Annotated in this window: 13 protein-coding genes; 9 read left to right on the top strand and 4 right to left on the bottom strand. The window is 56.5% G+C overall.

From position 1 onward, the window contains the following. Nucleotides 1-320 precede the first annotated feature (320 nt). The gene (locus P1S59_12050) at nt 321-1,184 is read left to right on the top strand and encodes a hypothetical protein (GenBank protein ID MDF1526984.1); all 864 of its coding nucleotides are present in this window, start codon (nt 321-323) and stop codon (nt 1,182-1,184) included. A gap of 748 nt (nt 1,185-1,932) precedes the next feature. On the opposite strand, the gene P1S59_12045 is transcribed toward P1S59_12050, so the two are convergent. Continuing rightward, complete coding sequence (locus P1S59_12045) at nt 1,933-2,496, bottom strand: nitroreductase family protein (GenBank protein MDF1526983.1); 564 nt, start codon at nt 2,494-2,496, stop codon at nt 1,933-1,935. Nucleotides 2,497-2,648: 152 nt separating this feature from the next. On the opposite strand from P1S59_12045, the gene P1S59_12040 reads away from it, so the two are divergent. The 3 genes from P1S59_12040 to P1S59_12030 all read left to right on the top strand — a co-directional run bounded on the left by P1S59_12040 (nt 2,649) and on the right by P1S59_12030 (nt 4,038). Beyond that, nucleotides 2,649-2,813 (top strand): hypothetical protein, encoded by a 165-nt coding sequence (locus P1S59_12040; GenBank protein ID MDF1526982.1) that lies wholly within the window; start codon nt 2,649-2,651, stop codon nt 2,811-2,813. Between the two features lie 20 nt (nt 2,814-2,833). Next, entirely contained in the window at nt 2,834-3,235 is a 402-nt protein-coding gene (locus tag P1S59_12035) for a macro domain-containing protein (GenBank protein MDF1526981.1), read from the top strand. Nucleotides 3,236-3,297: 62 nt separating this feature from the next. After that, nucleotides 3,298-4,038, top strand: coding sequence for a hypothetical protein (locus tag P1S59_12030; protein MDF1526980.1), 741 nt, complete (start codon nt 3,298-3,300; stop codon nt 4,036-4,038). A gap of 1,051 nt (nt 4,039-5,089) precedes the next feature. On the opposite strand, the gene P1S59_12025 is transcribed toward P1S59_12030, so the two are convergent. The 3 genes from P1S59_12025 to P1S59_12015 all read right to left on the bottom strand — a co-directional run bounded on the left by P1S59_12025 (nt 5,090) and on the right by P1S59_12015 (nt 7,416). After that, on the bottom strand, nt 5,090-5,299 hold the full coding sequence (locus tag P1S59_12025; protein ID MDF1526979.1) for a zinc ribbon domain-containing protein: 210 nt from the start codon (nt 5,297-5,299) through the stop codon (nt 5,090-5,092). A 375-nt stretch (nt 5,300-5,674) separates the two neighbouring features. Next, on the bottom strand, nt 5,675-6,595 hold the full coding sequence (trxB, locus tag P1S59_12020) for a thioredoxin-disulfide reductase (protein MDF1526978.1): 921 nt from the start codon (nt 6,593-6,595) through the stop codon (nt 5,675-5,677). A gap of 425 nt (nt 6,596-7,020) precedes the next feature. Further along, nucleotides 7,021-7,416, bottom strand: a complete 396-nt coding sequence (locus P1S59_12015) for a CoA-binding protein (GenBank protein MDF1526977.1) — start codon at nt 7,414-7,416, stop codon at nt 7,021-7,023. A gap of 143 nt (nt 7,417-7,559) precedes the next feature. Here P1S59_12015 and P1S59_12010 point away from each other — a divergent pair, with 143 nt between their 5' ends. The 5 genes from P1S59_12010 to P1S59_11990 form a co-directional block, all read left to right on the top strand. Continuing rightward, nucleotides 7,560-8,396, top strand: coding sequence for an MBL fold metallo-hydrolase (locus P1S59_12010; GenBank protein ID MDF1526976.1), 837 nt, complete (start codon nt 7,560-7,562; stop codon nt 8,394-8,396). 598 nt (nt 8,397-8,994) lie between these two features. Continuing rightward, on the top strand, nt 8,995-9,636 hold the full coding sequence (locus P1S59_12005; GenBank protein ID MDF1526975.1) for a zf-HC2 domain-containing protein: 642 nt from the start codon (nt 8,995-8,997) through the stop codon (nt 9,634-9,636). After that, nucleotides 9,633-10,262, top strand: a complete 630-nt coding sequence (locus P1S59_12000) for a hypothetical protein (GenBank protein ID MDF1526974.1) — start codon at nt 9,633-9,635, stop codon at nt 10,260-10,262. The genes P1S59_12005 and P1S59_12000 overlap by 4 nt, the downstream gene beginning before the upstream one ends. Nucleotides 10,263-10,622: 360 nt before the next feature. Beyond that, on the top strand, nt 10,623-13,106 hold the full coding sequence (locus tag P1S59_11995; GenBank protein MDF1526973.1) for a hypothetical protein: 2,484 nt from the start codon (nt 10,623-10,625) through the stop codon (nt 13,104-13,106). A gap of 208 nt (nt 13,107-13,314) precedes the next feature. Beyond that, a partial coding sequence (locus tag P1S59_11990) for a CxxxxCH/CxxCH domain-containing protein (GenBank protein ID MDF1526972.1) occupies nt 13,315-23,220 on the top strand: 9,906 nt, incomplete at its 3' end.

Raw genomic sequence — 23,220 nt, 5'->3', positions numbered from 1 at the left:
GGTGAAGAAGACAGCGGGCAAGCGAAGCTTGGCCTTTAAGGGTGCCACGGGCGTAAGCCCGTGGTAGTTCACTCAGTGTTAGGTGTTAACAGCGTAACTCTGCGATGGTTATTTGTTATTACCTCTGCGGCCCTCTGCGTGAAAGCTTTTATCGTTTTTAATACAAGCCATTGCTGGATTCCCGAAAAAGGCAGTTCATAGTCCCTGGTGCCTGGGATTTACTTAGATACCTGGACACCTGGACACCTGATTACAGTTCTCTCCCCGCAGCGTTGCAATGCTGAAAATTCCCTGTTAGGCTCCCCCATACGAGAGGTGTCATGGAAAGGCTATTTAGAATACTTAGAGCGATCCTTAACCGCAAGATTTCCCTGAGAGCGGACTTTCTGGTTCGTGGATCTGAAGGCGCTCACAACCATTCCATGATCCTCTATCTCCTGAGCATCGAACTACTATCCCTGGGAGTGGACCTGTCTCCGATCCTGCTCCGTGAACTTATCATGGGAGCCAGCAGACGGAAGCGCGGCTACACCCAATATCTTCAGCATCTGGGCGATGTCAGGTCCATCGCCATCCATGCTGGCAACGACTTTATGAGCGACATTCTGCAGCGAAGCCGTAGATATCAGTTCGATGAGGTCGTCGCGATCCTCACCGACATCAAACCTCAGAGGCGGATCTATCATACGGAAGAGCTCGAGAACCGCAACCCCGCCCAGGACTATCTTCCCCTTGGAGTGCGAAAATCCCTGGCCAGGAAATCGGACCTGGGGGCCCTTGAAAGCCTGATGCTGGAACAGGACCCCTCCGTGATCCACAACCTTCTGAATAATCCCAGAACGGTGGAAGGTATGGTCATCAAAATGGCCTCTTTGAGGCCCACCAGCGCCGAGGCTCTTGAGGAGATAGGCGCTCATCCCAGATGGTCTGCAAGGTACAGGGTGAAAAAGTCACTGGCATTTAATCCCTATGCACTCCCGAGGATGGTTCATTCCCTTCTTCCCACACTACTCATGAAGGACCTCATTGATGTGACCTCGAGTACAGTCCTTCACCCCGATGTCCGCGCAGGTGCCAAAAGGTATATTATCCTCAGAATATCCGAGATGAACGATGGGGATAAAGCGCAGTTCTCCGAACGGTATGAGAAGGTCTTGAAGAGGATATTCCTGGAGACGGGATGAGGGTGATCAAAACGTGACGGAGACATCACGCCTTTGGCGTGACAGGCTTCGGACTCGGTGACGCGGGGAGAAAGCAAGCCACTCTCGCTTGTGCTCGTCATTCCGGACCGAGAAAAACGAGGAGCCGGAATCCAGCCTGCCGCGGCGACTTATAATGTCGTAGCTATGAGCGAAGACGGAAGCTGAAAGCGAAGACGGGTGGCATCTTGATAAGAGATTCGACTGGACTCACGGTCCTTCTCTTTCACCCCCACCTCAATCCTCCCCCCTCAATAGGGGGAGGAAGAAGAAGGAAGGAGACTATTGGTCGGCCCGGAGTGACGGCTGAAGCGATCGGATTTCGGGTTTTCTCCTTCGGCTCGGCCCGGAGTGACAAACTGACTCTTACAAAAACGATCAAAGCCTTAACGCAGGGTTTCGCAGGGCAGCCACTTATAGGCTGCACCGCAGAGTTTCGCGGTTAAATATTAAACCGGACTCAGGGGTTAACAGCGGTTCTCTGTGATGGCGCCTGTTAATTGGCGCTATCTGCGGCCCTCAGCGTTAAAGCTTTTGAATTAATAGCTTGCTTCGGAATGTGGGGCGACCTTGCAATGATGCCGACCTAAGGTCTGGGTTTTGAGTTACAGATTTCCACCTCGACACCTTGATACTTAAGATACGCAGATACTCTTTGATACAGGTTTTTCTCCTGGCTCCTGGATTTCTCACCCTTCGCACCACGCCCTCCGCACTGATTCCCCTCCACTCACCTTTGCACTACAAGTTCAGCAATCTCCTTGCGTTCCCTCCTGGAAGAGGGTTCCTTCTCCGGGAAACCCACCGTCATCAGGATCACAACCTCCTCACCGCTTTTGATCTTGAGAATCTTCCCGACTTTTTTCCTGTGGAACCACCCGACCCAGCAGGTGCCAAGACCCAGTTCCGTTGCCACCAGGGAGATGTGATCCATGGCAATGATGGCATCCGTACGGTGGTAATCAGTGTCGATGACCTGGGTCATCTTGTGCCACAAAAGCTCCGGTTGTCCCACGGCCGCAACGATGAGAGGTGCTGATTTGATCCACTCGTTCACAGACGCCGGTCCGAGGGGGACAGACCGGGCTATTTCCTTGATGGTATTTTCATCGGCAACGAAATGAAATGTATAAGGCTGCCTGTTGCATGCTGACGGAGCCCAGCGCACTGCTTCTTTCATCACATCCAGCCGTGGATCATCCACCTGGTCCGATCGATAGCGTCGGCAGCTGTAACGTTTCTTTATGATTTCAAGGACTCTGCTGTTAGCGGGATCAACAGTTGCGCTATCCATGTTAAACTCCTTTGGCGGGTTCACAGGTCAGGGAAGCGGTAAAACGCACAAATGAAAGTATCATTTCTTCCATCTGTGAAAAACCCCGGATCGGCTGGACATTTTACGCAATATCGGGTTATCTGAAATGACATCAGATTGAACCCGATTTGATGGAGATGAAGTCCGGGGACAACGAGGTTATACGGCATGTGGATTTTCAGCAGGGGCGGGCATTCGAGTTTGTAAAAGGCGACCTGTTTGCAGAAAAAACGGACGCCATTGTTAACGCTGCCAACTCCCATCTCGCCCACGGCGCGGGAGTGCTCATGCAATAGGGAAGGCAGCTGGTTTTACTTTGGCGGAGGAGGGTCACAGGATCGTTCGCCAGCAGGGAGAGGTGCCGGTGGGCGGTGCGGTCGTCACCACAGCCGGCCATCTTCCCTTCAAGGGTGTCATTCACACAGTCGGTCCCCAGATGGGGGAGGGTGGTGAACACGCCAAGCTGGTAGGAGCCCTGTACTCTTCCTTTGTAAAGGCCCACGAGATGAAGTGGGGATCGCTGTCCTTCCCGGGAGTCAGTTTCGGCATCTTCTCCGTTCCCCACGATATTTGCGCAGACGCCTACCTTGAGGCTGTCCATAAATTCTGGGAAACCTATCAGGGCTCCACGGTGCGACTCATCCGTCTTGTCCTGTTTAAAGGTCCTCTGCTTGAAGAGATTCATGGTAGATCCCACGGTTGGGGTACGAGATCATGAATCTGCCCAGAGCAAATTGTCACGATTAGGAAAAAGAATTTTGAAAGGGAGGTAATAAGCATATGCAGCGCATAAAATGGACCGTTCTGCTTGCCCTCGGTCTTCTTACCACTTCCATGGTCATCTACAGTCTGCATTACCTGGTCTTTGGTGATCTGCACTTCATTAAAAAGGGATGGCTGGCCAGCCTGGCCTTTGTACCGATACAAGGTCTTGTGGTGACTCTTATCATTGCCGAGCTCATGGTCATCATGAGCAAGGGGGCCAGGTTACAGAAGATGAACATGGTGATCGGTGTCTTCTTCAGCGAGCTTGGTACGGATCTGCTTCGTTCCCTTTACATCAGTGATCCCCAGGGCATGATTTTAAGAGAAACCTTCGAGTCGGCTGGAGACCTTAATGTCAAGGAAGTGTTGTCTTTGTTTAAAAAGATCGACGATTATCCATTCCGGATCAATGTCGACAGGCCAGCCCTCGATGATCTAAGACAGATGCTTACCGCCCGACGGGATTTCATGGTTCGACTTCTGGAGAATCCAAGCCTTCTGGAAAATGAGAATTTTACGAATCTGCTTTGGGCGATCTTCCATCTGACGGAAGAACTGGACGCGAGGACAGACCTTTCCACGGTTCCCGAATCGGATTTTGAACACCTGAAGGGTGATATTTCAAGATCCTATGGGCACCTTTTCAGGGAATGGCTCATGTACATGAGACACCTTCACGACAACTACCCGTTCCTGTACTCCTTCGCCATGCGCACCAGCCCCATCGAACCTGAGAAGCAGGTGGAAGTGCTGTAGTGGTCGCACATATTAATTCTGTACAGTGCGACATATGACGCGGGGCCGCGGGGACGCGGAGACACGGGGACGCGGGGACACGGAGAGAAGAGCGGACGAAGGGGTGAAGGAGCATGGGCGCATGGGCGAGGGGGAAGAGCTGTAACGCAGAGGGCCGCGGTTAAACCAATAATCAAAGAAGGGGTAGATCTAACAGCGTAACTCCGCGGGACGTGCGGCCTACCAGTGAGCCGCCTTCCACCGTCGCTAACGCCTCTCGACCAGCTTCCACCGTCGCTCGTTTGGAACACCCAGATTAGGGGAGAGAACGAGCTATGGAGGACAAGATGGCGGACAAGTCGCTTTGGGGCGGCTCGCGATGACCCCTCGACTGGGCTCGGGGCAGGCAGGCAATCCAGGCTGGATTCCGGAAGACTTATGTGTCCAAGTATCTACGTGTCTAAGTATCTAAGTGCCTGAACCGCTCTTTCCCCCACGTTCGACTTTTTCTCCGCCTTTCTCTGTGTCCTCCGCCTGCCCTGAGCTTGTCGAAGGGTGACCTCCGTGGTGGAAACACCGCCTTCACAGGGACCGCGCCTTCCTGAGATTCCGGTTTTCTCTGCGGCTCCGCGTCTCCGCGAGAGGCAGCCTTTAGACGCTTTTACAGGAACCGCGCCTTCCCAGAATTCAGACTTTCTCTGTGTCCTCAATAACTCAGTGGTAAAAAAACATCGCTTTAATAGAAACCGGGATTGCTTCGGCCATGTCAATACACGGGCCTCGCAATGACATGGTGCGACTGGATTCCGGACAACCCCGCCCCTTGCGTTGGTTTCCGGAATGACCCGTCTTCGTTCTTCGAACTACGCCGCGGCAAGAATGGCTGGATTCCGGACAATCCCGCAATTGGCGATAATTCCCGAATGACGGTTTTACATTTTTCCCCTGTTTTTCAAAGGAGGAAAGGGAAAACCGCGCTTTTCACTTTCCGATGAGCAAAAAACCGGTAACGGACTTTTTGCGACCCTGTCATTCGGATAACTTTTCCCGCAAACTGCGGAAAAAACTATCCTCACGTAAAGCCGCCGCTGTGGGAATGACCGCATCCTCCTCCACCGGAGGCCTTGGACCGGGTCCCTGAAGAGGAAAACATGGACATGAGCTTTTCCGGTTTCGGTTCTCCACACTCGGGGCATTTAAGCCCTGATCCATCTTCAGTACTGCTTGTCAGGGTCTCGAACTGATGGCTGCACTTTTTGCACTTGAACTCGTATATGGGCATAACGGTTTTTCCTCTCCAAAATGATCCAGGATCCAATATAAATGTTGCTTCTAAGTGTCTAAGTATCTACGTGTCCAAGTATTTACTTGTTTTATTTATTATCCGGATTCCTATATACCTAGCCCGGATTATTCACGAGGTTCTTTTCCGTTCTGGCTGCGTTGCTGTGTCGTTCGCTTGTGCGGAATACTAAAGTATGCCTCCGCGCTCCCTGGACAGTCGCCTTGCCGGAACGAAAAACTCCTCTCGTGACTATGTCCGGACAACCCCGCATAATTCATGATGTTTATCGTGCCATTCCCATTTATCCATATTTGCCACACAGTTAACTCACATCTCATCACCATCATGAATAATGCGGGCTAGACACCGATTTTATTCTTCCAGATATTTATAAGCATAAAAGGACGCAGTCGCTCCATCGCCCACAGCGCTTGATACCTGCCTGATGGAGCCTGACCTCACGTCACCCGCCGCATATAGTCCAGGCACCGAACTTTGCATGTTTTTGTCGGTGACAATATAACCGTTGGAATCCAGTTGGGCCAACTCCGAGACGAAATCGGTGTTGGGGGTTATCCCCACGTAGATGAACACGCCGTCCGCTTCAATACTCCGCGTCTCTCCCGTTTTGACATCCTTTAACAGGAGTTCCTTCACCTCGTCCTCTCCCAGTACCTCGGTCAGGACAGTGTTCCACTCCATGGTGATCTTTTCGTTTTCAAGGGCCCGTTTGGATGTCAGAGGCACGGCCCGGAGCTGGTCCCGGCGGTGGACGATATGCACACGGCTGGCAAAACGCGTGAGGAATAGGGCCTCCTCCACAGCCGAGTCGCCGCCACCGATAACTGCTACAGTGCGCTCACGGTACAAGGCGCCATCGCAGGTAGCACAGTAGGAGACACCCCTGCCCGTCAACCGTTCTTCGCCAGGCACGCCCATCTTGTTTGGAGTGGCTCCCGTGGCAAGGACCACTGATTTTGTCCGGATCTCCTCCGATCCTGAATCCAGAATGAACAGCTCTCCCTCTTTTCTGATCTTGTCCACTGAACGGTATTCTATGGGCAGTTCGAAGGTCTCGGCCTGTTTGTGCATGAGGTCGGCCAGTTCGAAACCCCCTATCCCGTCCGGAAAGCCCGGGTAATTCTCCAGGTGAGCGGTGGTCAGCATTTGTCCACCATAAGCGCTTTTTTCAAGGAGGACCACATTCATGAGAGCGCGTGATGCGTATATCCCGGCCGTCAGGCCCGCAGGTCCGCCCCCGATGATAACCATGTCACGGATGCTGTCGGTCATGATATTGATAACCCTTCCATCAGTGAACAGTGAATCGTGAATGGTGAATAGGAAAGTACATAATCTTAATAAATCTCATATCTCATATCTCAGATCTCAAAAAGACTGGAAGCGAGAATATCCAATAGGAATTTGGAATAAAAGCTTGTTAGCCCTTCTCTGTGATCTCTGTGACTGGTAAAAAACATCGCCCTTATAGTAACTGCGCCTTACCCCCGTGTCACCGAGTCTCCCCGTCTCCGCGTCCAGCGGTCTACTCGCATCTCCGTGGTGAAATTCCCTCTGCACTCTACCCTTTGCACTCTACACCCTGCACTTTGCACTCCTGTTAACCTCTCACGGAGGTTAACAGGAGCCTCACGTCCCTCCACCGGATCTCAATATGTAAATAAGGACAGCTATGAATATCAAAATTCCCAGACCGTTCACGATCCCACCACCTTCCGGTGTTCCTTCAGCATGCAGCGGTCAGAAACAACCTCAAGGCCGGCTTCCCGGCACAGTGTCTCTGCCTCCTCGTTGGTGATGCCTTCCTGAAGCCAGAACACTTTTGCCCCGATCCGCACCGCTTCTTTGGCAACAGGTACTACTGTCTCCGACCTGCGGAAAACATCCACAATTTCAACAGAGAAGGGGATTTCACCAAGGGAATGATAAACCTTTTCCCCCAGTATCTCGTCCCCGTCAGGTCTCACCGGGACGATCCTGTAGCCGACTGACTGCAAATAGGAGGCTACCCTGTTGCTTGCCCTCCCTGGATCTGCCGAAAGACCCACCACCGCGATGGTCTTATAGCTCTTCAAAATGGTTTCAATTGTCATGATAATAACCTCTATCCTCGTGAAAATTTCTTCAAGTTTAAGGTATACTCCAATTTGCGAAAATTCAAGAAGGGGGATTGTTTTTAACAATCCCTAATATACTAATAGCATTCATGGGGAAGATGTCAAGTGTGGAGGAGATCATGAAGGCCAGGATCACAATACTTTCAGAAAATTCGGTCATAAAGCCCGGTGGGCTCATCGGAGAGCACGGGTTCTCAGCTCTTGTGGAAAGGGAGGACGAAAAGGTTCTCTTCGACACAGGGCAGGGTTACGCTCTTGTGCACAATGCGAGGATCCTTGAGGTTGACCTGGGCGCCATAAGAAAAGTAGTTCTCAGCCATGGGCACAACGACCACACAGGGGGGTTGGCAGAACTGCTGCGTGTGGGGCCGGAAAGGGATATCTATGCCCACCCCGGGATATTCGACCCTCGCTTCCGCGAGGTGACCGATGGTCCCCCCAAGCCCATAGGAATGCCGTTTACACGCTCGCACCTCGAGGGATTGGGAGCGCGATTCAAGTTAAGTGATGAACCTCAGAAGGTTGCAGACGGAATCACTACTTCCGGAGTTGTTCCCCGCAAAACTGATTTCGAGACGGGGGACACAACTCTCCTGCTGGGCTGCGAGGATGGTACCTGCTGCAGGGATCCCCTGTCCGACGACCTGTCCCTTATAGTTGAGGGGCAAGAGGGGTTGGTGGTTGTGCTGGGGTGTGCCCACTCAGGCCTTGTGAATATTCTGAATCACGTTCGGGACCTGAAACCTGATATGCCGGTCAAAGCTGTTGTTGGAGGCACTCATCTGGGTCTTTCCGGTGAGGAGCAGATGACCAGGACCATCGCAGTGATGGCTGAAATGGGTATAGAGAAGGTGGGAGCGAGCCACTGCACCGGACTTGCGGGTTCAGCCAGGCTCAGGGGGGCGCTTGGGGACAGTTTTTTCTTTGCCGGTGTGGGTGCGGTGCTGGAGGTGTGAATATGTTTGATGAAAACCGTTCGACGCGGGGACTCGGAGACTCGAGGGAAAACCTTAAACCCGAAACCCGAAACCCGAAACCCGAAACCCGAAACCCGAAACCCGAAACCCGAAACCTGGAACCTCTACCGCAGGTTGGTGTTGGTGTCATTCCGGACATCACGCCGTGGGCGTGATGTCCGGAATCCAGCCTGCCGTGGCGAAGCTGAAAGCGAAGACGGGTGGCACTTTAATTATAAATGCGACTGGACTCCGGGTCCTTCTCTTTCACCCCCACCTCAATCCTCCCCCCTCAATAGGGGGAGGAAGAAGAAGGAAGGGGACTATTGGTCGGCCCGGAGTGACGGGTCGGGCGATTGGATTCCGGGTCCCGCGATCAAAGCATTCGAGGGCAGACTGGGTTAGGAGTGACGAGCAACAGGGTGTTAAAGCAGTCCAGAGTTTCAGCCCGGAAATCACATGGGAATTTATAGTTTTGAGGGGTCCCCAGGTTTGTAACTAAAATTCCCGTTATCCGTATAAATTAGCAGGATTCAGGGATAAAAAAGTTTTATTGTTCAGTAGCCTCGCACAGGCAGGTGGGGAGGAGAAGAGGATCATGAACTGCAGAAAGATCGAGAAATTTGTGGATCCTTATCTTTCAGGGGATCTATCTCATTCAGAGCGGGCGCTTTTTGAGGATCACCTGAGCAGGTGTACCTCTTGCCAGGAAGTTGTGGCCCAGTTCCAGGCGCTGGAGATCCTGCTTGACGGTGCATCGGAGTGGGAGGTAACGCCTCCTCCACATTTGACCCAGAAGATCATGGCTAACCTGCCCTCCAGACCGGGTTCAGGCCTGCTTTCATGGAAATTTCTGCATCCCGTGGTGGCAGCAGCCTCTCTTGTCCTCGCTGTCGGGATCGGTTTTCTCGCACGAGATATGCTTGTGGACCCGCAGCAGGCGGCTGTCAGATTCCAGCAGGTGCAGATCATCTTTTTCTCACCGGAAGCATCCTCGGTGGCCCTTATTGGCGATTTCAACGAATGGGGCCAGCGTGAAATTACCTTTGCCCAGAGCAGCGACAGGGGTATCTGGGAGTTTTCCATGGCCCTGGATCCCGGGGTTTACCATTACAACCTGCTGGTGGACGGTGAGAGGTGGGTGGCCAATCCCAAATCCTCAACCCTGGTTCCTGATGGATTCGGCGGTTATAACTCGGTTCTTGTCGTTAGCGAAAAGTGCCAGGACGATTGCACATGATCCTGGGCAGGAGAAAGAGGATCGCTCCGGTGTCTTTATATTGCTCTGGGTATGACTCTGGCTATCGCCGGGGCATTGTGCCCATGAGCCTTGTGGCCGGTGTCCTCCTCCTCTTTTCCACAAGCGCTTTTGGCAGCTGGAGCCAGGTGGATGAGATCCTCACTGAGGCCTACGGTGCTCAGACAGCTCGTGAGTGCAGTGATTATTACAGTACCCTGAACATCCCCGATGATCAGGTAGCCGCTGTCAGGGGTTCTATTGCCAGGCTCGTGGAGGCGGGATATCCTTCCGGCTGCCCCTGGGAATATCTCAAGCTGGCAGCGGATCTGTCCAAAGCCGGGATCGATCTTGATGATCTGACCAACAAGATCAGGGAAGGAATTGCGAAAAAGGTCAGCCCCGAAAGGCTTACCAGAGTGATCGACGACAGGGTCAAAGCTCTTCTGGAGGCCAGGGTCTTCACACTGAAGCTGGTTGAGAACAAGATCAAATTCCTGGATCGGCAGATGGCCTACAGCGTTATAGCGGACTACCTGCTTAGAGGGGTCTCGCAGCAGGAACTTATGGCCAGCATCCTTGAAGGAAAACTGGAGAAATATCCAGCTCTGGATAGCGTGATTAATTAGGGTAATTTGGATTTTCCTCGTTGCTGTGGAGCAAGGGGTCGTGATAAACATACTCGGATTATCCACCGGACTTATGTGGAACTGCGTTCAAGGTCCAATTTGTTACGAAAGACAGCTTTCAATGGAACGTTTAGGGTGAAGGGAGCAACAGATATTGTGCCTGGCCTGAAACCATACATGCTGGCTGGAGATGGTCAAGTTCGCCCTCGTCCGGCTTCTGTCCTGGCGGGTTTGGCTGGCATAAAAGTCGGGTGCAGATGCATCTCGATCCCGTGTGTTCTTCTTATTATGTTAACCCTGGTTTTATTTGGCAGCCCTTCCTCGGTGTATTCTCTTCCGTTGACGGGCGGTCCTCACGATATGTCCTCTGACCCCGCCTATATTGCTTCCGGGATCTCAGGTGTCTGTCTTGAATGCCACGTTCCCCATCAGGCCTTCGAGTTGAGGCTTTGGGGGCGTGATCTAGCCCCTGACGCAGTTAACGCATCGGATCTTTGCCTTGATTGCCATAGCGGAGCCCCCCCTTCCTGGGCTACTTTCGCGAAAGATGTAAGTGACGTTGAGATTTCCCTCCACGACTTTTCATCTGCCCCCATCGGATCCGACGGAGTGTGTTCTTCTTGCCACGATCTGCACTATCCGGACGAAACAACCGCCTCCTATGCCGGAAGTTCGTCAGGTCACTACTTTACAGGCTATGTTCTCTGGAAAAGGGATCTGACAAACGATCTGGCGCAATACTACCAGAAGAGAGATCTTGCAACCGATTCTGACCCTGTGGGCGGACCAAACTATCTGGTTGGCAACACCGTTTTTTGCTATGACTGTCACGGCGGGGATGCGCGAAGGGACGGTCCTGATGATAGTCATTTCAACCCCGACCCCCAGGATATAGCTTTTGGCCGTGACCGGGATGTGGCTGGCGGCAACGTAGGATACTACGAACTGCCCACAGGTGAGCAGCCGGATGCCGGCACCCAGGCTCCGAGTATGAATTCAATCATTACCAGCCCCGATGATCCGGACAATGTTGCCGGCGGCCACTACGTCCAGTCCTCCATGAACAATGACGGCAGTTCAGTTAATGATAATTACGAGGCACGGGATCCGGACGGTAACCTTCTCTATAAAATAAGTGTCGGGGACAAACTGCCCTGCGAGCTTTGCCACGATCCTCATATCAAGGAATCCACCTTAAGCAGTTCTCCCCCGGATGAGGTGTTTTTCAGAAGGGACATATATACCGGTGAAGGAGTCGTGGTGAACCGGTCCTCCGAATCCTATTTCAGCGCCAAGATCGAAGCCAGTGAGTTTACCCGGAACGGTGCCGGCGGAGTTGGTGACGGGAGAAGGATGTGCCAGTATTGCCACGGGACCGGCGACTGGGACGAGAGCCAGAACCCGGGACCCACGGGAGGGATCGCTCCCCTCGTAGTGGACTGGACCAGCAGAACCACTATTTACGGGATCCAGATCCGCACGGCGTCTACACCCGGGGGATCCACCGCCTTCCCGCCGCCGAACCTGGTTTACCACGCCAAGGATGACAACCAGCCCGCCTGCGCCAGCTGCCATATCCACAACAACGTCAAGAGCGCCAACTGCGGCGCCTGCCACAATTATCCGCCCACCACGGGGGCCCATGGAAAGCACGCCCTGACCCAGGCGGCAGGCGGTCTTGAGATCTCCTGTGACGTCTGTCACGGTTTGGGGGCTGAACAGAGTGACAACTTTGGTCATGCTGAAGGCGGGGAAACAGTTCTGTCTGCCAATATCACGCTGCTTGGCAATGCCGGCTATGGAACGACAAAGCCCTCCTGGTACGGTTCAACGTGGGGTACGGGGGGACTGTCCATCGTAACCGATTATCAGACCAACGTGACATGCCAGGTCCGCTGCCACGGGAACGAGGTGGGTTCATCTGACGGTGACGGAACCTTGTCCTGGTTTGACGCGGCCGACTCCACCACCTACAACCACGTCTGTTTCTTCTGCCACAACATGGTGCCGTCATCCTTCCAGCTTCCCGCCACCTCCGGAACCCTTTACCAGGCCACCAACGCCGCGGCCAACTACAGAGGGCCCATCAGCGGTTTCAGCCAGGGTGGGCACGGTGACACCAGGATCGGTACGACAAATGATCTGGCTCACCCATGGTTCCATGATTCCGCTCCGGGTTCTCAGGTTCCTCTCGGCTGTGTGGCTTGTCACGACGAATCCCAGGAACACTTCCCGGTGCAAAATACTAACCCCTACCGGGTTTCCGATAATGCATTGAACAATAACCTGCCGAATGCCCGGGCCGTCGAAGGCCCCTTGACGAACCTTTGCACCCAGACTGATTGTCATCCCAAAGTATTGTCTGGCAGTACACCCGGTTTCCTTGCTGCCACCAAGCACCCCAGCGACCATTGGCCCATAACAAACCCCACCAGGGTGGATATGAGTTCCGTTGCAACGGCCGAGATCCTGCTGGAGACCGGTTCGTCCACCAGCACGCCGGCCTACGATCCTGCCGGGCGGACGGACCTGGTGGGGCTGCACATCGATCGCTACGTGGATCACTGGGGATACTGGGGGGCCGGGACCACCTGCACTAATGGCACCAACGATGATGAGCCGTTCCTGCCATTGGACGACCCTCTAACGAAGCAGGTGGGGGACAGTTTCAATAATGCGGCTGCCGATCTGATCACCTGTGTTACGTGCCACAACCCCCATGGAACGGACCTGTTTGTCTCTGGTGAGGACTGCGGTTCAGCGAACACACTGACAGGTATTCCAGCCAACAGGATGAACCGTTTGCAGTATGAGGATGACGAGATCTGCATGGCGTGCCACTAATTAAGTGATTGTTGTAGCAGCTGGTTGTTTTGTTTAACCGTGTAAATCTTTTAGGCAGACTGTTGTAAAGATATCAGGGGAGTTGAGTGTCGGTTGTTTACACCGACAGGTTTAAGGTTTTAGAGATTAAGGTTGTTTTGTGAAGGGAGCTTTAACAATTTTGTCAGGGTTCCGTGGATTACAGTTAAAATGGCCGAGTTGGGCAGGGTTGATCTGCCTTGCTTTTGCCGTGGTGTGTCTTGCTTTCCCTGTCCCTTCCTTCGCTGCTCACAAACTGATCGAATCCGGATGCAGCGACTGTCATTCGGTGGGCGGGAATGTTGATTCAGTCGTTGCCAACACAAGGCTGCTGAAAAAAGACCTGCGTATCGTTGAGATCCAGGGCAATCCCGACGACCCATGGAACCCGGGTGAGCCGGTCCCCTGTGTATACTGCCACGACAGCGATTCGATCCGCACCAACATGGTGGGGATCAAGAACCACTTTTCGAGTCTCTCCATTTCCAGGCACCCTGTCAACTACCTCACCTCGAGCACGGGCAGCATTGAAATGGATCTCAAATGCCTCGATTGCCACACGACAGCCACAACTACTTACGTGAGTGGAGGGGGGAACGCCCTCAATCCCAATATCCACGGAGTGGATGCCGGCGCCTGGGGGTGGACCCAGGGTACGGGAGCTCTGGATGTTGCGGACACTTATCCCTCCATTGGGGCGACGCCCCTGACACCTGACAATTCAGGAGGAAACACCTTTTGCGTCGAGAGGTGCCACGATATCGCTCAGACGGAAGGATATCCGTCAGGTAAAGTGGCCCACGGTACTATTTCCAGTGAACTTTCCCTGGAGTTTGGAAACAGTGTTGCTGCCACGGTGGCCGGTTGTCTCGACGAAGGCTCCCTCACCGGCTGCCATTCTCCTCACAACGCCAGCGACAACGTCGACCTCCTCACAATCGACAAGAACCCTGCTGGTGATCCTGTGTCCCAGGATGATTGCGGCATCTGCCATGTCTTCGATGATCCGCCGGCCAACCGCGCCGGCAGCGACTACTATTCGGCCGGCCACGGGAAGTTCCAGGCCACCAACAGCGTGACCTGTACCGACTGCCACAATTCGGCCACACCCCACTTCAACCCCGACGGTTCAGCCACAGGCACAAGGTTGAACTTTGTGGAGGACACCAACGATTCCGACATCTCCCAGCCGGCCAAGTCGGTCCTCTCCAACTGCGTCAGCTCCAACTGCCACGGGGAGAAAGCAGCCCACTCCACCGACACGGTGAATGTGGGCTGCCTGGATTGCCACGACCCTCACGGTTACGGCGTCGAGGCCAACATCGCCATGGTTCGTCGCGCAGCTCCGGTCTCCGCTCCCGTGGGCAGCCTCTACTTTGAAACAACAGGCGCTTATTACGATTCAACCACCTACTGGCAGGATGGTGTTTACAGTAACGCTGTCTGCGATAACGAGGACTGTCATAGCGTCATCGGCGGACCCGGCCCCATTTCCAATCTGATGAACACCACTTTGGGCGGTCCCAAACACACGGGCGGTACGGGTATTACCAGCGGCTGCGAAACCTGCCATATACACAACGACACGGGCGGCTCTTTCCGGGCCTCCGATTCCTGCACCACCTGTCACGGCCAGCCGCCTGTGGCCAACTACGGCGGCGGCCCCGCCGGGTACGCTTTTGCCGACACCAGAAGCTACTCAGCCACCACCCATTTCAAGGCGGAAGACAAGACTCCCCATGCGATCCACGCCGCTCCTGTTCCAGCCGGATACGATTTTGACTGTGCCATGTGCCATCTACGGGAGACCAATTCCAACTATCACAACACCAATACAATCAACCCTGAGACCTTCCGTAACGTTATTTTCGACTCGGCCGGTCAACCGGGTAACCCTAACGTTCTGGCCGAAGGTCCCAACAAGTACAGCCCCTCCTACTCCATCTCGGCCTCGTTTCCCAATGTGTGCCTGAACCTTTATTGCCATGGAGACGGGCAGGGGGCCAACCGATACAATGAGGCCGTCGTTGCCGAACAGGCCTGGGACGACAACCTGTCCACGACACTTGATTGTGAGGGGTGTCACGGTTACATCCGTTCCGATAATTCCGGTGACACTTTTTTCGGCGCGCCCGATTACGCCAACGGTGGAACGGCCGCTTCGACCTACACAACAGGAAGCGCCCTGACCGTTACCAAAGCCAACAGCCACCTCGATACAACGAAGCACGGCAGGTACAACTGTTCGGTGTGCCACTACGACACTATCAGGGACACAGACGCTTCAGACGGGTACACCATATTCAACCAGGTGCGTCATGTGGACGGCAGCATCGATGTTCTGTTTGACGGGACCACGGCCTCCGGGTCTTACAGCGATTCGGCCAAATCGTGCCAGGTGGCATGCCACTCCAACGGAGCCGGTTCCAGGGAGGCATACAGCGGCACCGTCGGGTATTCCTCAGCTGTATGGGGCGGGTCCGTTGCCTGTGGTGACTGTCACGATATCGGGACCTCACTCATATCAGGGTCCCACGCGGTTCATATCGATTCGGTCACGTATCCAAACGGACCGGGAATTACATGCTCTGATTGCCACACCTCCGATATCGACCCCCAGCACGCCGATGGCAAGGTGGATTTCGCCGACACGGCTGTCAAGAGCACCACCACCGTGTGCCGGGACTGCCACGGCGGAGTCACCGACGCGGCCATCGCCAAAAACAGCTGGACCTCCGCCGTTTACGGCAACTACAACTCCGGCGTGACCTGCGAGTCATGCCACGAGGCTGATGCCGACGGCGCTGCCATCATCGGCGGCATCACGGCCCACGATGCGGCCACCGGTTTTGTGGACCGCGGCCACGGCAACGTTCTGGGTCTCCCCTGGAGCGGGAACGCGCCGGCGCTCGATTGTGTGGACTGCCACGACTGGAATAAACCCCACGTGGACGGCTTGCCTGGATCGATTGGCAACCTGCCCAGACCCCTGGACAGCATCGACGGCACAGCGGTCGGTTCGACTTCAACCTCCGATGTCAATACGTGGTGCACTGCTTGCCACGACGGATCTCCGGGACAGGCTGTTATTACCCACAACAACATGTGGGTCGCCACCGGTTCTTACCGGGAAGGGCCCTTCTCCCTGGGATGCGACAATTGCCACGATGCCCACAGTGATCCCTCCAATATCTACATGATCAAGGGGAACGTTTCCAACACAGCCACAAGCCCTGATCAGACCCACGGCGTCGTGTTCCTGGACGTTACGGGAACGAACTCCTTTGATGATATTTCCAGTGTGAACGACCCTGCCGAAACCAGCTCACCGGCAACTTCTGCCGGTACCACCGACGTCTGTGCCACCTGCCACTACGACCCGGGCACCGATGGCGCTCCCACCAAGAACAACTTCGGCGGTGAGGCCAGCGGCCAGCACGGCGAGCGCAGGGAAACGGACTGCAGGGAGTGCCACGTTCACGAAAACGGTTTTGTAGCCACCTGCGACCAGTGCCACAGTTACCCCCCTGAAAGCGGCCAGCACACCCTTCACCTGGACAAGTACGGGACAAACTCATGCGACAACTGTCACCTGAACAACTCCCATAAGGATATTGCGGGGGTGATCGACACCACTACATATGCCTCCGTCGGGTCCGTTAACATATCCAACGCCGTGGACGTGAACCTGACCCTGAGCGATTTCGACGGGACAAGCCTGTGGAACTACACCAAGGGGGCGCCCAACGCGGGTACCTGCTCCAACCTGTATTGCCACGGAGAGCTGTCGGTCACCGGTGGTTCTGCCAACGTTTACAGTAATAATCCGAACTGGGGAGACAGCAGTACCGGGACCTGTGGAAAGTGCCACAGTGTGACCAGTTCCCAGGGCACCGGAAGCCACACGAAGCACGTTGGGGGCACGGGGAACAACTACGTTTTCACCTGTACCGATTGTCACCCGGATGTGCAGGATATGGTCTCCGGTCAAGACGACCCTTCACCGACCCATATCGACACCTATACCGACGTTGCCATCGCCGCCACTTTTGGAGGCACTGCAGCCTATAACGCCACCACCCGGGGAGGTACCAGACAGGTCGGGGATACCCCCGGTACATGTCTCGATGTGGCCTGCCACGGAGTTGCCCTTGATGCCGCGGCCCTGGGTATAGACACGACCCCTGACTGGGGCGATCCCGCAACGGGCGATTGCGGTACCTGTCACCTGGCCAAGGATCCGCTTCAGGGGGTCATAGCCCAGGGCAGCCATCTTACACATGTGGGCACCGCTTCAGGCCAGTACGGTTTCGACTGCGGACTTTGCCATTCCGCGGTTGACGATAACGACAACGACCTGGCTGAGGTCAACGACCAAACGGTGCATGCTAATTTATTGAACAACGTTGATTTCAACAGTTTCAACGCTTCGGCAGGTACCTATGCCGCCGGCGGTGCCGGGCAGTGCGCCAACCTTTACTGTCACGGTAACTTTACCCTTCCGATTAATCCCCTCGGCGGCAACAACGCTACTCCGACCTGGGGCAGTCCTGCCAGCGCAGCTTGCGGTTCCTGTCACGATTACCCGCCTTCCACTAACGCTCACTCGGCTCACCTTGCCAGCGTGCCCACCGGCCCCGGAGCCGATTGCGGCAGCTGTCACCCGGTGGACCTGGATGGGGAGTACCTGAACGATTACAACGTCAGCAGTCACGTTGACACCAAGGTTATCAGCATCCAGTCTGGCCTGGCGTGGAACGGTTCCACACTGACCTGCTCTACACCGGGTGAACTGGGCTGTCACAACGGCAAGCAGACTCCGGCCTGGAACACCTCGGCCAACTGCACCGACTGCCACACGGCAGGAGGTCCCAATGCCGGCGATCCGGACAGCGGCCTGCATACATCGTCTTACGCCAACACTGTGGAGGCCCACGACGACAGCTTCGGAGCCGGGGCCTATAGCTGCGCCAACTGTCACAACGAACCGCCCACCAGCGGGCATTACAACGGCGCCCTGAACACGCCCGATACGGTCCTATACAGCTTCACCTCTGTGGGTGTGGCGGTGAGCTTAAACGCCCTGGCTGACACTACCGACGACACCTGCGCGGCGGTGTGCCACGCAGACAACAACCGGTGGTACCGGATGTGGAACCGCTCGGCTGACTCTCTGGCCACCAGCCTCACCTCGCCCAGGTGTGACGTCTGCCACGGACAGTTGAACAGTTGGCGGGACGGGATCACGGTGGACCACGACAGAGCCAACATCAATAACGGGGCCCACAACGACTGCCGGTACTGCCACGTCTACGCTTACGCGGACACCACCTACCAGTGGGGGACCCATCACGAGTCCGGTGACCTTCAGTACAACGCCAATGTGGACCTTGCTTACGACACGACCGCCGGCAGCTGCAGCCAGCCGTGTCATGACAATACCCGTGTCATGGGTGTATCTTCGGCCTTTGCAGAGAGCCCGCTCCTGGGACCAGGGGTCAACTGTTCCTACTGTCACGGAGACGAGTCCGCCGACCGGCTGTGGCCCGATAATAACAGCGGCAACAACACCAACTGGGTGTCCTACGCCGACGACCAGATAGGAGCCCACGACAACCATATCCTGACTATCGGCCAGTACCTGGGCTTCGGAACCACCCTCACCGGGTTTGTACCCAGCGAGCAGATCACTATCTGCGCCTACTGCCACCCCTCACCAGGAACGGTAGGACACTCCGATGACACCGGTTCGGACCAGCGGGTTGATCTTAACTTCGCGGGTGATTTCCTGCGCCACGACGTCGCTGCCGCCACTGCAACCTCTGACCTTGCCAGCGGGGCCTACAGTTACACGGATATGACCTGCTCCAACCTGGCCTGCCACAACCAGACAGTTACCCCGGCCGACTGGATCACACCACCGGCTGCTGACTGCGCCACCTGCCACCCTGTTTCAAGCTATACCAATCGCCACGACACCCACGTCACTGGCAGGGGATACGGCTGCACCGAGTGCCACCCGGACAACGGGACCGAATACGGACATGGCGACGGCGAAGTCAACCTGCAGTGGAATAACTCCCCGAGCTTCGAAAACAGCTTCGGCTCAGGGGCGGTAACGTACAGCCAGGCCGCGCCCCTGCCCTATAAAGATGCGATCTGGGGCACTTGCGCATCGGCAGCGTGCCACGACAACAAGACATCCCCGCCCTGGGACGCCGCTGTCACGGACCAGTGCGCCGTGTGCCACTCTGATGTAACGGCTGCCGGCGACAACACCGGCCTTACTCACGTTTCCCACACCAGCGCTGCTGGCACATTCGGCCGCACCGTCGGCTGCGCCGACTGCCATCAGGGACCGCCGGTTTGGAACACCACGGAGCCTTCCCCTGGTCACATCAACGGCACCTTTGCCGTCCTCGGATCGGTGACCTTTACCTACAGCGGCGTATACGACAGCACTTTCGGCTCCTGCGGCACCAACGAGTGCCACAACCTGGGTGACGGTGTGAGCGCGCCTTACAGCGCCGGGGGATCCTACACCTGGGGCACTGCCTACGCCGACTGCACCTTGTGCCACAACTACCCCAACACCGTTGCCGAGACAGGTAACCAGGGGGCGCGACACTCGGTCCACGTCGCCAACGGCACCTACGTGTCAGGCAGCTGCGGCGATTGCCATACATCCGAGACCGCTGCCACTCACATTGATGTTGTTGTAAATACCTCGGCTTCCATAAGTACTTTTGCTGATCCCGGCTGTACCAACAACTGTCACCTGGTGAACGTTGCCTCCTCCGGGGACTGGGCTGATACCACGGACCTGGCATGTACAGACTGTCACGATACAGCGGGGACCAAGACACTGGATCGCGGGTGGCCGCCCACTTCGGGACAGCATGTAGTTCACAAGAATAATACCGCTTATGTGGATTCCGGAGTGAACGACTGTGTGGATTGCCACAACGACAACTGGTCTGGTCACAGTACGCTCAATAACGCCATCACCTCCCCGGATCTGGGAGCAGAGATCAGCACCTGGCCGGCAGATGGTTCCTGTGGCAACACATGCCACCTGGCCAACCTGCCCGGACTATGGACGACCTTGACCGCCGATGCCCTCAACTGTACAGATTGCCACGTGGCGACGAAGAGCCTGGGTGTCGGTCACATGTACACGTCGGGTCTTCACGCGGTGACGCCTCGTTTGAGCCAGGCGACCCACGACGATTCCCTGACGGCCTGCGATACCTGCCACGAGGATATCGTTGCAGCACTCTCCCATATCAACGGCACCTGGCAGGCTGACACAGCGGTCAATACGGAAAGCCGCGGACTGTTCGATGATTACGGCGACGGTTCCCCAGGTTCATGCATGAACACTGGCGGTGTGAACGAGGCCGGCGCAGCAGGTTGTCACGACGGGGCGGGTGAGCAGGGGAGCTGGGCTCGCAGGTGGACCACAACGGTGACAGCCAGCGACGGGACAGAGTGCGCCAACTGTCACGGGACCTTCGCCGACAGCTTTACCTTCCCGACGCCGAGCCACAACGTGGCGGCGATGACCGACACGACGAACCACGGCAACTGTTCCATCTGTCACGTGTACGACGATTCCGCCTACACCCTGCCCATCGGCTGGGGCGGCGGGAACCAGCACGGCGACGATCAGCTGACCATGAACAGCGAGCCTTCAGTGGATTACAACCAGACGACGTGGTCGTGCGACGGGGGCGTGTGCCACGGGAGCGTGTCCCCCTACGCGCTTTCAGACAGCGCCTGGGCCATCACCCTGGTTGCCGGCCCGTCGGCGAGCTGTACCGACTGCCACGGCAGCGCCGTTAACGGCAACTACTGGCCGGACGGGTCAACGGCCGATCCGGCCAACGACGAGCCGGGTGAGCACCAGGTGCACTTCACGCGGATCGCGGCGCGCCAGGGCTACTCGACGACGACGACGAGCGATACCGAGCAGCGGGTGGTGTGCGCCTACTGTCACGAGGACCCGTCCGGGGCGGACTTCAACAGCGGTGCGCGTCTGCACAACAACGGCACAGCCAACGTGGACGGTTACATCCACCCCATCTGGCAGAGCTACGCGGCGGACTTCGCGACATCGGATATCAACGCGGTCTTCAACTCCACTGACGGCAGCTGCGCGACGGTGGACTGCCACAACAACCGGAGCACCTCGCCGTCCTACGACTGGAACGACACGGTTTCTTCGGCGTGCGTGATGTGCCACACCGACGTGACGGTCGATGCCCCTCACAGCGCCCACGTCGGCGCGACGACCCTGTTCGGTGTTTTGATCGGCTGCGACACCTGCCACGTGGACGGTGTCGTGTGGGGCACTACGGCACCTGCTTCTGATCACATCTACGGTTCGTGGACCACGGAGTTCGATCACGCCGGGAACTGGGGCGGTGTGAGCTACACGGGTGACTGGGCCACGGGTGCGGCCGGTTCGTGCGGGACCAACCCGTGCCACAACGCCGGCAACAACGCGGCCCCGGTTGCAAGCGCCTACACCTGGGGCACGGGCTACACGAACTGCGCCACGTGCCACGAGTCGAACATGGCGACCTTGTCCCACGATGGGCACTTGAACGCGGCGGGCAGCTTCGGCCGTTCGGCGGCATGCGGCGACTGTCATGGCAGTGAGACGGCAGGCACCCACATCGATACCCAGGTGACGATGGCGTCCATCGCGGCCAGCTACAACGGTGGTGTTGCCGTAGGGGATACGAACTACGGATCGTGCCTGACCAACGATTGTCACAACGACGGTAAGGACGGTCCTCCGATAGCGTCCTACATCTGGGGCGATGTGATCCCCAACTGTACGGAGTGTCACAGCGCGACGGCCTCTCACAACAGCGAATCGCATGATGAGCACCTTGGCGCGTCGACGGTGTTCGGCATCGACACGGTGGATTGCGGCAGCTGCCACACGCCGGCGTCAGACGGGACGCACCTGAACCGTTCGGTGAACATGGCCGGTGAGGCGGCCAGTTACACGGGCGGTGTCGCGGTGGGTGACACGGTCTTCGGGACGTGCCAGACCAACGCGTGCCACAATGACGGCAAGGGTCAGCAGGCCGAGGTTTATCCTTATATATGGGGTTCGGTGCTTTCGAACTGCTCGACGTGTCACCTGTCCGAGCCGATCACCGGCAGCCACACACCTCACGTGACGACGAGTACCGGTTCCTTCGACTGTTACGCGTGCCATGCTTCGGAGACGGTCAACAGCCACATCGGCGGCGGTGTGACCTTGACCGGCGAGGCGTCCGGCTACACGGCGGGCACGGTCGTGGGTGACGGTTCCGACGCCGGTACGTGCGGTATCAACCAGTGCCACAACAACGGCAAGGATCAGGTTGCCGCTACAGCCTACAGCTGGGGCGTGAGTATCGGTGGTGTGAACAGCTGTACGGAGTGTCACGACGCGACGGCCTCTCACAACAGCGAATCGCATGATGAGCACCTTGGCGCCGATACCCTGTTCGGGATCACCATCGACTGCGTGGATTGCCACACCGGTTCGACGTCAGCCGGCCACATGGACGCTTCGGTGACCATGTCGGGCATCGGTCTTGGCTACCAGGGCGGAGTTGCTGTCGGCGACACGAGTTTTGGCGGCTGCCAGACCAACGGGTGCCACGAGGACGGCAAGGGAGGCGCGCCGGCTGAGGCCTCCTATGCCTGGGGCGATTCGCTGGATGACTGTGTCACGTGCCACCTTTACCCCAACGACTTTGGCAAGACGGGCAGCGAAGGCGCGCGCCACACGGTCCATGTGTCCAACACGGCCTACGTTTCGGGCTGCGCCAGCTGTCACAGCGGTGCCTCCGCGGCGACCCATATCAACGACACCGCCACCATGGCCAGCCAGGTGAGCGTTTACGACAGCGGTACGGGCGGCTGCGCCAACAGCTGCCACGACGTGGTTGCTGTTTCCGCCGGCGACTGGGCCGACACGGCCGACCTGAACTGCGTGGACTGTCACGTAGGTTCGAAGAGCCTGGGTGTCGGTCACATGTACACGTCGGGTCTTCACGCGGTGACGCCTCGTTTGAGCCAGGCGACCCAC

Source organism: bacterium (assembly GCA_029210965.1).
Classification (GTDB): domain Bacteria; phylum BMS3Abin14; class BMS3Abin14; order BMS3Abin14; family BMS3Abin14; genus JALHUC01.
Note: the sequence above shows the minus strand (reverse complement) of the source record. Positions and strands in the feature narration are given on the sequence as shown.